This is a genomic window from Microbacterium allomyrinae (genome assembly GCF_020682705.1).
Taxonomy (GTDB): Bacteria; Actinomycetota; Actinomycetes; order Actinomycetales; family Microbacteriaceae; genus Microbacterium; species Microbacterium allomyrinae.
Genome location: NZ_JAGTTN010000002.1, coordinates 676539 through 689589 on the forward strand (window position 1 = coordinate 676539; position 13051 = coordinate 689589).

Annotated in this window: 11 protein-coding genes; all 11 read right to left on the bottom strand. The window is 69.2% G+C overall.

Annotated elements, in window-relative coordinates; translation table 11 throughout:
* Nucleotides 1-78 precede the first annotated feature (78 nt).
* A complete protein-coding gene (locus KEC57_RS09600) occupies nt 79-450 on the bottom strand; it encodes a bacitracin resistance protein (RefSeq protein ID WP_229384360.1) in 372 nt (123 codons plus the stop codon).
* Nucleotides 447-977 carry a DNA polymerase III subunit gamma/tau gene (locus KEC57_RS09605; protein WP_229384361.1) on the bottom strand — a complete coding sequence of 177 codons (531 nt, stop codon included), beginning with the start codon at nt 975-977 and terminating at the stop codon, nt 447-449. The genes KEC57_RS09600 and KEC57_RS09605 overlap by 4 nt, the downstream gene beginning before the upstream one ends.
* A 37-nt stretch (nt 978-1014) precedes the next feature.
* Nucleotides 1015-4302, bottom strand: coding sequence for a lamin tail domain-containing metallophosphoesterase family protein (locus tag KEC57_RS09610; protein WP_229384362.1), 3288 nt, complete (start codon nt 4300-4302; stop codon nt 1015-1017).
* 95 nt (nt 4303-4397) lie between these two features.
* Nucleotides 4398-5120, bottom strand: coding sequence for a copper homeostasis protein CutC (locus KEC57_RS09615; protein WP_229384363.1), 723 nt, complete (start codon nt 5118-5120; stop codon nt 4398-4400).
* Nucleotides 5121-5187: 67 nt separating this feature from the next.
* Nucleotides 5188-5388: a hypothetical protein gene (locus KEC57_RS09620; RefSeq protein WP_229384364.1), complete on the bottom strand. Its 201-nt coding sequence runs from the start codon at nt 5386-5388 to the stop codon at nt 5188-5190.
* Nucleotides 5389-5610: 222 nt separating this feature from the next.
* Entirely contained in the window at nt 5611-6636 is a 1026-nt protein-coding gene (gene ilvC, locus KEC57_RS09625) for a ketol-acid reductoisomerase (RefSeq protein WP_229384365.1), read from the bottom strand.
* A 71-nt stretch (nt 6637-6707) separates the two neighbouring features.
* Nucleotides 6708-7217 (bottom strand): acetolactate synthase small subunit, encoded by a 510-nt coding sequence (gene ilvN / locus KEC57_RS09630; RefSeq protein ID WP_229384366.1) that lies wholly within the window; start codon nt 7215-7217, stop codon nt 6708-6710.
* Between the two features lie 3 nt (nt 7218-7220).
* Nucleotides 7221-9020 (bottom strand): acetolactate synthase large subunit, encoded by a 1800-nt coding sequence (locus tag KEC57_RS09635; protein WP_229384367.1) that lies wholly within the window; start codon nt 9018-9020, stop codon nt 7221-7223.
* Nucleotides 9021-9067: 47 nt separating this feature from the next.
* Nucleotides 9068-10777, bottom strand: a complete 1710-nt coding sequence (ilvD, locus tag KEC57_RS09640) for a dihydroxy-acid dehydratase (protein ID WP_229384368.1) — start codon at nt 10775-10777, stop codon at nt 9068-9070.
* Nucleotides 10778-10786: 9 nt separating this feature from the next.
* Complete coding sequence (otsB, locus tag KEC57_RS09645) at nt 10787-11581, bottom strand: trehalose-phosphatase (protein WP_229384369.1); 795 nt, start codon at nt 11579-11581, stop codon at nt 10787-10789.
* The gene (locus tag KEC57_RS09650; protein ID WP_229384370.1) at nt 11578-13029 is read right to left on the bottom strand and encodes an alpha,alpha-trehalose-phosphate synthase (UDP-forming); all 1452 of its coding nucleotides are present in this window, start codon (nt 13027-13029) and stop codon (nt 11578-11580) included. The genes otsB and KEC57_RS09650 overlap by 4 nt, the downstream gene beginning before the upstream one ends.
* Between the last annotated feature and the right edge of the window lie 22 nt (nt 13030-13051).

Here is a 13051-nt window from a genome sequence, read left to right on the forward strand (position 1 = left end):
CGCGGGTCGAGCATCGCACCGGACCGTATGACGCTCGCCCGGGCGACAACGGAAGGGACCCGGGGCACGCTCGACGAGTCAGCCGACGAGCGACGTCGTGTTCAGAGTCGTATACGCGACCACGTTCAGCCAGAAGACCGCGACGAGTGCGAGCCCGGTCACCATCACGAGGAACAGCTCATGCGCGGCGCGACGGTGAGCCAGCGCGAACGCCGCCCCCCAGACCAGCAGCGGGAAGAGGGCGGCGAAGATCCACACGAACCACCCGAGCGCATTCAGCGACATTCCGGCATCGCCGTAGAAGTCCAGCGTCTCGACCAGATTGCCGATCGCGTTCCACACGGCGTACGCATAGAACAGGCCGGTCAGGCCGGCGATCGTCACCACGAGCCAGAGCGGTGACCTGCGCGACGGAGCGGATGCCGCGGCGTTCGTCTTCGACTCGGTCATTGTCCCACCGCTCCGATCAGCACGAACGGCCAGGGCACGAGGAGCACGACTCCTGCGGCCAGCCACGCGAATCGCACCCACACGCGCGCGGTGCGGGTGAGGAGGAAGACCGTCACGAACCAGAGGACCGGCGCGAGCGCCGCGAGCCAAAGACTCCCCTGGTACATCGCGTCGGTGACCAGGAACGGGCGCCAGCCCTGCAGGCGCAGGCCGCCGATCAGCCAGCCGATCGCGAACAGGGCGTAGACGCCGCCCAGCACTCCGAGAGTGATGAGTTCGCCGTTGCCCATCGCCGGTCTGTCGATCTCGTGGTGTGCCGTCGCGTCCGGCGTCGAGGCGGGTTCGTCGGCGGGGGCGCGTTCCGCGTCATCCGAGGGGAAGCCTTCGCTCCCTCTGCCGACGGCCGAGTACCCTTTCGGCAGCCCGGGCATCGCGCCACGCGTCTGCTCGGGAGCCGGGCCGACTTCGAGGGTCGGGTCGTCGTCACCGTCCCAGCTGAGACCGTCTTCGTCGCGTCCGGATGCCACGTTCCCAGCGTAGTCGGCGCCGCCGCGACGCCCCGCATCAGCGCACGAGAATCGCGTCGGTCTCGACCGCCTTCGCGTACTGGAGGCCGAGGGGAACCGAGAACTCGTCGTCGTCGGCCGTGTACCTGTGCTGAAGTCCGTGGTCGATGATGCGCCACGGCCGCTCATTCGACGCCGTCGTATCGCGCCCATCGTCGGGAACGAACTGGGCGTAGTCGTACGGGTGGCTGGCCGTCGCGTCGAGCGCGACCGAGAATGTGTCCACGGCGAGCGTGCCCGCCGCCAGATCCAGCTGCAGCAGGCGCTGGAAGCCCGTCGCGCGCTCACCGGTGGGCGTGCGGAACTCCTGGTAGTCCGCGAGCGCCTCGATCACGGTGTGTCCGGCGATGCCGCCGGCATCCTCGGTGACGACGGCGCCGAGCCCGTGGAAGTGCCCCGACAGCACGATCACGACGTTTCGGTGGGGCGCGATCACGCGCTTCCAGAGCAGATCGCCGTGAGAGACCCAGCGCGATGTCGTCGATCGTTCGGCATCCGCCTCGGGTGACGCCGGCGTCAGATGCTCGTGCGTCGAAACGATGACGTTCGCGTCAGGATGCGCCTCGACCACACCCTCGGCCCAGGCGACCTCGCGCTCGCCGTACGCGTACGGGAGCGAGATCATCACGAAGCGCGCGCCGGCAGCCTCGAACGACGACCAGCTCGCGCTGTTGTCGCCCTCGGCGATCGGTGCGCCATACCACGGCTCGGAAAGATAGCGCTCCGGCCCGAAGTAGTCGTTGAAGAGGTCGTTGCTCACGCCGCGCTTGTTGTCGTGATTGCCGGGCAGAACGCTGTTGGGGACCCCCGCCGCGTCGAGCACCGCCTGCATCCCGGAGGCGACCACGAACTCGCGCCGGGCCCGGTCCTCCCGCTGATCGGGATCGACCCAGTTCTGGATGAGGTCGCCGGTATGGGTGACGAAGCCGATCTTGCGGGCATCGGCGTTCGCCGCGAGCCACGCCACCTCGCTCGCGTAGACCGCGGGGTACGCCTCCGAGTAGTACTGGGTGTCGGTGATGTGTCCGATGGCCGTGTCGTAGTCCGAGGGTTTCGCGAGCCCCGGCGCATCGTCGAACGGCGAATCGGCGCGCGGCACGACCTGCACGAGGACCTCGGCCAGGCCGTCCGGAGCCTCATCGCGACGCACCCGGCCTTCGAGATGGATGGGTGCTTCGGCCTCGGCGCTCGCGGCGGACACGGTTCCCGCCGCCGAGTCGAGCGTTCGCCAGCCGGGCGACGGCGTCGCCGGCGACCAGACCGACAGGCGCACCTCGGCGCGCCCGACCGTCCTTCCGCTCCACGTGAGCGTTTCGCCGCCGTCGGGAATCCGTACGCGCAGCCGCACGTACGGGAATCCATAGCCCTCGTCGCGCGATCTCGCCGCGCCCGCACCGACCATGCGCTCGCCCATCCCCCGGCGATCGGTGAGCGGTGCCCCTGCAGTGCCCGCGTGGACCTCGGTCACCTCGATCGGCGCGCTCCGTGAAGTCTCGAGCGTTCGTCCGGCGTCGATCGCGACGGTTCGTGCCACGATCCCCTCATCGAGCACGGCAGCCTGAGCGCTCGCGCGGGCGGACGCGATCAGCGCGGACGCCGACACCGGCGCGATCGCGGCGACAGACCCCGGCGTAGCGGCTTCGGGCACGAAATCGGTCGCGTCGTCGCCGGTGAACGACACCCGTTGGAGTGTCTCGACACGCAGCCGGTCCACCGCGAACGTCGGCAGCGACAGGCCGTTGGTGCAGATGCTCGCCCGCTCGATGCTTCCGTCCATCTCGTTGCGGTGGAACACCCCGACGCTGTCGACACGCCGGCCCTCGGCATCCTGAACCCACACCCCTGCACCGGCGAGCTCGAGCGGCTCACGGAAGCGTGCGTCGGCGCCGCGTGCCGCGGGAGTCCCCTCCAGAGCTGCGGTCCACGCAGCGCCCGGCGCGAGCACGGTTCCGTCCGCGACCACCGCGAGATCATCCACACGACGGAAGCCGTCGGCCCCGCACGCGATCACCGACCACCCCGACAGGTCGACGCTCGCCGACCCGAAATTGGCCAGCTCCACATAGTTCTGCCGCGGCATCTCCCCGATCTGCGGGTCGGTGGCGATCTCGCTCACGGCGACCGAGCCGCGATCGCTGGAGAACTCCCGTGCCGAAAGACGCGTGTCCCGCTCCCGATTCGGGGCGCCAGGCGTTCGTGTGGAGACGATGAACACGCCGTCGGGTGTGCGCTGCCAGCTCTCGCCCGTCCGGTAATCCAAGACGCCGGCCTGCTTCGTGCGCCCCGACTGGCAGGCGGTGTCTTCGCGCGACGACACGCCGACGCCGTCGACACGCCGCCCGTCGGCGGCGACGAGGAGCGCACCCGAGACGAGATCTGCCATCGAGACCGCGATCTGCACGTCCGCCACGCCCGTGAACGACGGGCCTCCCACGACCATGCGCTGACCGGCGGCGAGCCTGTCTCCTGTCGCGAAGGTGTGCTGCAGGGATTCCGAGATGACAGCGCCCGTCGCCACGCAGCGGTAGAGCCGCCAACCGGCGAGGTCCACCGCGCTCTCGCCGGCGTTGCGCAGTTCGACGAAGTCATCGCCGTGCCCACCGGGGCCCGCCGCTGCCAGCTCGTCGATCCGCACAGTATGGTTCGGCGCCCTCGGGAACGCGTTCGGCGCACCCGGAGTCGCGGGCGCCCGCAACCAGGCGCCGTCCGTCGTCGAGGCGGTCTGCACGCGCTGCCAGCTCTCGCCGAGTGCGAAGGCGGTCGTCACCGGGAGCTCGGCCGCTCCCCCGCACTCGGACGTCATCGCCGCAGGGTCGGCCGGATAGACCGCGATGGCGTCCGCTACGGCCCCGTCGGGAGCGAGTACCACGAGACCGTAGCCTCGCTCGGGCAGCTCGCGCACCAGCGCGGCATCCCCGTCCGCCGGCCACGATGCGCCGGGACCGAGCACGGTGAACCGCTGACCGGGCGCGAGGACCACCCCGCGGAGATCCACCTCCGAATCCGACCTCCTGGCCCGCAGCCCCTCCTCGTCGCAGCGGAAGACATTCCATCCGGTCAGGTCGAGCGCGTGATCCGAGACGTTCGCCAGCTCGAAGAACCCGTCGACCGCACCGCCGGGGCCCCCGGCGGTGATCTCGGTGATCACCACGCTCCCCGCCTGCGCCGTCGGCACCGCAGCCTGCGGCGCTGTGCCCGCCCCGAGCACCGGCTCGAGAGGCAGTACCGCACCGAAGACGACCAACAGAGCGGATGCCGCGAGCAATCTCGTCGCACGGTCGAGCACACGGCGACCCTGACCCGCAGGGGTGAACCGTCAGCGACGACGCGGCCAGCGCCCGGTGTACAGTCCTCGACGCTTGTGCACCGGCCGCGGTGGTCTCACCCTGCGGCCGCTGCGACCGCCTCGACGACGACGTCGAGATCGGTGACGTCGTGCCCCTCTGACCCACCTCCGGGACCGGAAGGCGCGTCGTGACCCGCACGTCCACGCGCCGAAAGGTGCACCGCGTCGACTCCTGCGGCGAAGAGCGCGGGGATGTCTGCCGGGCGCACCCCGCCGCCCGCCATGATCTCCATCTCCCCCGCACCGCGTCCCACCAGCTCGGCGAGCCGCAGGGTGCCGTCGATCGAGCGGGACGCCCCACCCGAGGTCAGCACTCGGTCGACCTTCTCCGCCAGGAGTGCGTCGAAGACGGCCACCGGGTCGGGCGCCGCGTCGATCGCGCGGTGGAAGACGAGCGTGGCCGTGCCCGCGGCATCCTGCCAACGACGCACCGCCTGTACGTCGAGCCCGCCCGCCGGGTCGAGCGCGCCCACCACCACGCCTCCGGCACCCCGCGCGACGCACGCACGGATGTCGGCGGCCACGAGCTCCACCTCCTCCGCGCTGTAGACGAAGCCACCACCGCGCGGGCGCACGAGCACGTTGACCAGACGCGGATCGACCGCGTCGAGCACGGCCTCCAGCAGCGCGAGAGAGGGGGTGAGCCCACCCACGTCGAGCGCCTGGCAGAGTTCGAGCCGTGACGCGCCGGCGGCGATCGCGCCGCGCGCGCCTGTGGGGTCCTGGACGGCGATCTCGACAGTGCGCGGTTCAAGCATGGCGAGAGCCTAGCCGCGCATGCCGAAGCCCGCCGTCCCCTGAGACGGCGGGCTTCGGGAGCGGGACTCAGACGTAGCGCGGGCGCGGCGGGTTCAGCGCGCTGCGCAACCACATGCCGAGTCCGACGAGCGCGTCCACGACAGGACGCGCCGGTGTGATCACGATGCCGCGGTCGACGACGCTGAGTCGGATCCGCTGCTCGAGGTCCAGGGCCGCCGCCCGCTCGCGGCTGAGGCGGTCGGCCAGGATCAGGGTGCTTCCATCCATGGCCTTTCCCTTCTTCTCGATCGTCGGGTGGACGATGACGAAGGTGATGAGCGAGCCTCAGTGCGAGAGATACATGAATGCCAGGACTCTCATGTGGACGGGCGTCCGTGGGGCCGCCGTGACGTCGCCGGGAACGCCGAAGGCCCGGCCCCTTGTAAGGGCCGGGCCTCTGTGGCTCATGAAAAGCCGGGCTCGGCGGATCCCGCCGAGAGTCTGTCCGGATCAGCGAGCGGCGGAGCCTTCCACGTAGTCGCTGTCCTGCTGCTTCCATGCGAAGAGCGAGCGCAGGTCCTTGCCGACCGACTCGATCGGGTGGGCGGCGGCCTTGGCGCGCAGCTCCTGGAACTCGACGGCGCCGTTGTCCTGGTCGCCGATGAATCGCTCGGCGAACGCACCGGACTGGATGTCGGCGAGAACGGCCTGCATGTTCTCCTTGACGTGCGGGTCGATGACGCGCGGACCCGAGACGTAGTCGCCGTACTCGGCCGTGTCGGACACGGACCAGCGCTGCTTGGCGATGCCGCCCTCCCACATGAGGTCGACGATGAGCTTCAGTTCGTGCAGGACCTCGAAGTAGGCGATCTGCGGCTGGTAGCCGGCCTCGGTCAGGGTCTCGAAGCCGTACTGGACGAGCTGCGAGACACCGCCGCACAGCACGGCCTGCTCGCCGAACAGGTCGGTCTCGGTCTCTTCGGTGAAGGTCGTCTTGATGACGCCGGCGCGGGTGCCGCCGATGGCCTTCGCGTACGAGAGCGCGGTCGCCCAGGCCGTACCCGTGGCATCCTGCTCCACCGCGATGATGTCGGGGATGCCACGACCGGCGACGTACTCGCGACGAACCGTGTGACCGGGAGCCTTCGGGGCGACGAGGATGACGTCGACGCCCTCGGGAGCGTCGATGTAGCCGAAGCGGATGTTGAAGCCGTGCGCGAACGCCAGCGTCTTGCCGGGAGCCAGCGCGTCCTTGATCGACTCGGTGTAGATCGACCGCTGGTGCTGGTCGGGCGCGAGGATCATGATGAGGTCGGCCCACGCCGCGGCGTCGGCGACCGACTTCACCTCGAAGCCTTCGTCCTGTGCCTTCTCGGTGGACTTGGAGCCCTCCTTGAGCGCGATGACGACCTCGACGCCCGAGTCCCGGAGGTTCTGGGCGTGGGCGTGGCCCTGCGAGCCGTAGCCGACGATCGCGACCTTCTTGCTCTGGATGATGCTCAGGTCGGCGTCGGCGTCGTAGAAGATCTCAGCCATGGGGTATTTCTCCTTGTGTATTCCGGTCGTTGAGCGAGCGAAGCGAGACGAGACGCTCGTGGAGTGTGGGATCAGCCGCGCAGCACGCGCTCGGTGATGCTCTTGCCACCGCGGCCGATGGCGAGCAGGCCCGACTGGGCGAGCTCCTTGATGCCGAAGGGTTCGAGAGCGCGCAGGAACGCGTCCACCTTGCCCTTGTCGCCGGTCACCTCGACCACCAGCGCGTCCGGCGCGTAGTCGACGATCTGGCCCCGGAACAGGTTGACGACCTCGAGCACGTTCGATCGCGTCTGGTTGTCGGCCCGCACCTTCACGAGCATGTGCTCGCGCTGGACGGATGCGGCGAGGTCGAGTTCCACGATCTTGATGACGTTGACGAGCTTGTTCAGCTGCTTGGTCACCTGTTCGAGCGGGAGCTCGTCCACGTCGACGACCACCGTGATGCGGGACAGGCCCGGCACCTCGGTGACGCCCACCGCGAGGGATTCGATGTTGAAGCCGCGGCGCGCGAACAGCCCGGCGACACGGGTCAGCAGACCGGGCTTGTCTTCGACGAGGAGGCTCAGCACGTGAGTGGTCATGTGTCAGTCCTCCTGATCGAATGCCGGCGCGTGGTCGCGCGCGTACTGGACATAGCTGTTGCTGACGCCCTGCGGCACCATCGGCCACACCATCGCGTCGGCGCTCACGACGAAGTCGATGACGACGGGGCGGTCGTTGGTCTCGAGGGCGGTCTTGATCGCGGCATCCACGTCCTCCTCCTTCTCGACGCGGATCGCGAGGCAGCCGTACGCTTCGGCGAGCTTCACGAAGTCGGGGATGCGGACGGTGTCGTGCCCGGTGTTGAGGTCGGTGTTCGAGTAGCGGCCGTCGTAGAACAGCGTCTGCCACTGACGCACCATGCCGAGCGACGAGTTGTTGATGATCGCGACCTTGATCGGGATCTTGTTGATCGCGCAGGTGGCGAGCTCCTGATTGGTCATCTGGAAGCATCCGTCGCCGTCGATCGCCCACACGTGACGATCGGGCTGGGCGACCTTGGCGCCCATGGCGGCGGGCACCGAATAGCCCATCGTGCCCGCACCGCCCGAGTTGAGCCAGGAGTTCGGACGCTCGTACTTGATGAACTGCGCCGCCCACATCTGGTGCTGGCCCACACCCGCGGCGTACACGCCCTCGGGGCCGGTGAGCTCGCCGATTCGCTGGATCACATACTGCGGCGACATCAGACCGTCGGTGGGCTGGGTGTACCCGAGCGGGAACTCGTCGCGGAGGCCATCGAGGAACGACCACCATTCGGTGGTGTCGCTGCGATCGTCGGCGACGGCCCGGAAGGCCGCGTCGAGGTCGACCAGCACGTCCTTGAGGTCGCCCACGATCGGCACCTCCGCGGCACGGATCTTGCCGATCTCGGCCGGATCGATGTCGACGTGCACGACCTGCGCGTTCGGGGCGAACAGCGCCGCCTTGCCGGTCACCCGGTCGTCGAAGCGCGCGCCGAGCGACACCAGCAGGTCCGCCTCCTGCAGGGCGATGACGGCTGGCACCGTGCCATGCATGCCGGGCATGCCGAGGTGCTGCGCGTGCGAGTCGGGGAACGCGCCGCGCGCCATCAGCGTCGTGACGACCGGCGCACCGGTGGTCTCGGCCAGCGCGAGCAGCTCGGCGGACGCCTGCGAGCGGATGACGCCGCCGCCGACGTACAGGACCGGCTTCTTGGCCTCGGCCAGCAGCTGGGCTGCGGCCTGGATCTGCTTGCCGTGGGCCTTGGTCACCGGCCGGTAGCCCGGCAGGTCGATCTTCGGCGGCCACACGAAAGGCGCCTCGGCCTGCTGCGCGTCCTTGGTGATGTCGACGAGCACCGGACCGGGCCGGCCCGTGCCGGCGATCTCGAACGCCGCGGCGATCGCGCCGGGGATCTCGGCGGGGTCCTTCACGAGGAAGGAGTGCTTGGTGATCGGCATCGTGATGCCCACGATGTCGGCCTCCTGGAAGGCATCCGTTCCCATGAGGTTCGAGAAGACCTGGCCGGTGATGCAGACGATCGGCACCGAATCCATGTACGCGTCGGCGATCGCGGTGACGAGGTTGGTCGCACCGGGTCCGGATGTCGCGATGGCGACACCGATCCTGTTGGAGGCCGAGGCGTAGCCCTCGGCGGCGTGGCCGGCGCCCTGCTCGTGACGCACCAGGATGTGGCGGAGCGCGGTCGAGTCCATGAGCGGGTCGTACACGGGGAGGATGGCGCCGCCGGGCAGGCCGAAGACGTCGGTCACACCGAGCATCTCGAGCGAGCGGACGACGGCCTGAGCGCCCGTGAGCACGGGCGCAGAGGCGCTGCGGGCGGGTGGCCGCGGGAGTGCGGCTGCGGTTTCGGCGGGCATGGTGAAGATCCTCAGAAAATCGGTCGGAGGGATGTCTGAAGCCAGGCTCAGCCCGTGGTCGCGCCTTCGGCGGCGGAACGCACGAGTCGGGAGTACTTGGCAAGGACGCCACGGGTATAGCGCGGAGGAAGCGGCTCCCAGCCAGAACGGCGGGAGTCAAGCTCAGCCTCTTCGACGAGTAGGTCGAGAGTGCGAGCCGCGATATCGACCCGTATCAGATCACCATCGCGCACGAAGGCGATGGGACCAGCGTCCACCGCTTCGGGTGCTATGTGGCCGATGCACAGGCCGGTTGTGCCGCCTGAGAATCGTCCGTCCGTCAAGAGTAGTACATCTTTTCCGAGGCCCGCGCCCTTGATCGCGGCGGTGATCGCCAGCATCTCGCGCATGCCCGGACCGCCCTTGGGGCCTTCGTAGCGGATCACGACGACGTCGCCTGCCTGGATCTCGCCGGCCTCGAGCGCGTCCATGGCGGCGCGCTCGCGCTCGAACACGCGCGCGGGGCCCTCGAACACGTCGGCGTCGAACCCGGCGGACTTGACCACCGCGCCCTCGGGAGCGATCGAGCCATGCAGGATCGTGATGCCGCCGCTCGCGTGGATCGGGTTGTCGAACGAGTGGATCACCTTGCCGTCGACCGGATCGGGGTTCAGGTCCGCAAGGTTCTCGGCGAGGGTCTTGCCCGTCACCGTCAGGGCGTCACCGTGCAGCAGACCCTCGTCGAGCATCGCCTTCATGATGACCGGGATACCCCCGTGACGGTCCACGTCGTTCATCACGTACTTGCCGAACGGCTTCATGTCGGCCACGTGCGGCACCTTGTCGCCGATCCGGTTGAAGTCGTGGAGGTTCAGGTCGACGTCCGCCTCGCGGGCGATGGCGAGCAGGTGCAGCACGACGTTCGTCGAGCCGCCGAGGGCCATCGCGAGCGCGATCGCGTTCTCGAACGCCTCTTTGGTCAGGATGTCGCGTGTCGTGATGCCCTGTCGAAGCAGGTTCACGACGGCTTCGCCGGACCGGTGCGCGAAATAGTCGCGACGACGGTCCGCCGACGGCGGTGCGGCGGAGCCGGGCAGGCTGAGCCCGAGCGCCTCGGCGACCGACGCCATCGTGTTGGCGGTGTACATGCCGCCGCAGGCACCCTCACCGGGGGCGATCGCGCATTCGATGCGCTTGAGGTCGGCCTCGCTCATCTTGCCGGCGAGGCATGCGCCCACCGCCTCGAACGAGTCGATGATCGTGACGTCCTTCTCGGTGCCGTCGCTGAGCTTCACCCAGCCCGGCGCGATCGACCCGGCGTAGAGGAAGACGCTCGACAGGTCCAGCCTCGCCGATGCCATGAGCATGCCGGGGATCGACTTGTCGCAGCCGGCGAGGAGCACCGAGCCGTCGAGCCGCTCCGCCATGATGACGGTCTCGACGGAGTCCGCGATGACCTCGCGCGAGACGAGGGAGAAATGCATGCCCTCGTGGCCCATCGAGATGCCGTCCGACACCGAGATCGTGCCGAACTGCAGCGGGTACCCGCCGCCGGCGTGCACGCCCTCTTTGGCACCTTGCGCGAGACGGTCCAGGCTCAGGTTGCACGGCGTGATCTCGTTCCAGCTGGACGCGATGCCGATCTGGGGCTTGTCCCAGTCCTCGTCGCCCATGCCGACCGCGCGGAGCATTCCGCGGGATGTCGTGGCCTCGATGCCGTCGGTGACGACGCGGCTGCGGGGCTTGATGTCGATGGAGTTGTCGTGCTGCTGGGGCATGGGGGAAGTCTATTCCCGCGCGCCGGTCCGATCGGCCGCGATGACGCTCAGCAGCTCCGAGAGGGCGGCGATATCGGGCACGCACACGGTCGCTGCGGACGGCCCCGCCCCGACGCGCAGGCCGAGGTCGGTCGAGCCGAGGCTCTGCAGCGCGTCCTCGTCTGTGGTGTCGTCGCCGGCGAAGACGACCGCCGTGGCTCCGGTCCGCTCGCGCAACTCGGCGACCGCGGAATCCTTGCCCTCGTGCCGGAATGCGTACTCCACGATGTTGTGACCCGCGCGCCGGCGCCATTCGGGCGCCTCGGCGGTGACGATCGCGTCGACGAGCCGGTTCGCCTCCTCCGCCGCCGCGGGCTCGGCGCGGCGCGTGTGCACGCCGAAGCCGAAGGTCTTCGGCTCGATCCAGACGCCCTCCAGGTGCGCGGTGGCCTCCTCGGCGTGGGCGCGGAGCGTGTCGCGCAGCGCGACGGCTGCGGCGTCCTCGCCGTGGCGGACGAACCCTTCGCCGGGGAACCAGAACTCGGCTCCGTGCGAGCCTGCCAGCACGACCCGAGATGCATCGTCGTGCTCGGCGATGACGCGGAGGTCCACCAGGCTCCTGCCCGATACGAACGCGACGACGGTGCGAGGCGCGGCGATCAGGGCGTCGACCGCGACGCGCGCGGCGGGCAGCATCCGGGCATCCATCGGCTCGTCCTCCAGCGGCGACAGGGTGCCGTCGAAGTCGAGGGCGACGAGCAGCAGATCGGTTGCCGCGACACGGGCGATCGCCGCGCGTGCGGCGCTGTCGAGCCCGTCGCTCATGCGCCGACCTCCTCATCGTTTCGCGGAGCGATGTACTGCGTGTACCTCCGGGCATCCGCGAGCGCGTCGAGGAACGCTCGGGACCAGCGTGCGACGTCGTTCTCGAGGACCTTCTTGCGCAGCGCCCTCATGCGACGGCCCTGTTCGGCGGCGGGCATGTCGATCGCGCGGAGAATCGCGTCCTTCATGCCGTCGATGTCGTGCGGGTTGATGCGGATCGCACTCGGCAGCTCGTCGGCGGCTCCGGCGAACTCGCTGAGCACGAGCACCCCGCGATTGTCGACACGCGCCGCCACGTACTCCTTCGCGACGAGGTTCATGCCGTCGCGAAGCGCCGTCACGAGCATCACGTCGGCGGCCATGAACAGCGCGACCATCTCTTCACGCGGATAGGCCTGGTGAAGGTACCGGATCGCGGTATGGCCCATCGTGTCGTGGTCGCCGTTGATGCGACCGACCATGAGCTCGATCTCGTCTCGAAGCTGCATGTACGCCTCGACGCGCTCGCGGCTCGGGCTCGCGACCTGGACCAGCGTCACATCCTCCACCGAGATCCGACCGTCTTCGAGCAGTTCGCCGAACGCCTTCATGCGGTGGCGGATGCCCTTGGTGTAGTCGAGCCGATCGACGCCGAGAAGGATCTTGCGCGGGTTGCCGAGGCTCTCGCGGATCTCTTTCGCACGCGCCTTGACGTCGTCTCGCTCGGCCAGCTCGACATACGACTGCGCATCGATCGAGATGGGGAACGCCTTGGCGAGCGCACGGCGCGTGGTGCCGTCGGGGTTGGGCACCGTGATGCCCGAAGCCTTCGTGTCGTAGCGCAGCTGGCGGCGCACCGCCCGCGCGAAGTTGCCGGCGTCCGCGACTCGCTGGAAGCCGATGACATCGGCGCCGAGCAGTCCCTCCAGCACCTGGCGGCGCCACGGCAGCTGCGAGTACAAGCCATATGCCGGAAAGGGTATGTGGTGGAAGTAGCCGATCGTCAGGTCGGGGCGCGCCTCCCGCAGCATCTGCGGCACCAGCTGCAGCTGGTAGTCCTGCACCCACACCGTCGCGCCGGGGGCGGCCGCCTTCGCAGCGGCCTCGGCGAAGCGCCGGTTCACCTTCACGTACGAGTCCCACCACACCCGGCGATAGCGGGGTTCCGAGATGACATCGTGATACAGCGGCCAGAAGGTGTCGTTCGACATTCCCTCGTAGTAGAGCTCGACGTCTTCCGCGCTCAGCCGCACCGGCACCAGGAACGTGCCTTCGAACTCGAACGGCTCGACATCGATGTCGGGCTGCCCGGGCCATCCCACCCATGCGCCGTCTGCGCGGCGCATGACCGGCTCGAGAGCGGTCACGAGACCGCCCGGAGAACGGCGCCATGACAGCTCGCCGCCTTCGCCGACCACCCTGTCGACGGGCAGGCGGTTGGCGACGACGACGAGATCTGCCTGGGTCACGAGTCTCCTGACGGTGGCGGGG

What these genes read in the sequence shown, in the direction of transcription:
- otsB (WP_229384369.1), bottom strand. Translation starts at nt 11,581, where the DNA reads ATGAGCGACGGGCTCGACAGCGCCGCACGCGCGGCGATCGCCCGTGTC.
- KEC57_RS09600 (WP_229384360.1), bottom strand. Translation starts at nt 450, where the DNA reads ATGACCGAGTCGAAGACGAACGCCGCGGCATCCGCTCCGTCGCGCAGG.
- KEC57_RS09620 (WP_229384364.1), bottom strand. Translation starts at nt 5,388, where the DNA reads ATGGATGGAAGCACCCTGATCCTGGCCGACCGCCTCAGCCGCGAGCGG.
- ilvD (WP_229384368.1), bottom strand. Translation starts at nt 10,777, where the DNA reads ATGCCCCAGCAGCACGACAACTCCATCGACATCAAGCCCCGCAGCCGC.
- KEC57_RS09635 (WP_229384367.1), bottom strand. Translation starts at nt 9,020, where the DNA reads ATGCCCGCCGAAACCGCAGCCGCACTCCCGCGGCCACCCGCCCGCAGC.
- KEC57_RS09615 (WP_229384363.1), bottom strand. Translation starts at nt 5,120, where the DNA reads ATGCTTGAACCGCGCACTGTCGAGATCGCCGTCCAGGACCCCACAGGC.
- ilvN (WP_229384366.1), bottom strand. Translation starts at nt 7,217, where the DNA reads ATGACCACTCACGTGCTGAGCCTCCTCGTCGAAGACAAGCCCGGTCTG.
- ilvC (WP_229384365.1), bottom strand. Translation starts at nt 6,636, where the DNA reads ATGGCTGAGATCTTCTACGACGCCGACGCCGACCTGAGCATCATCCAG.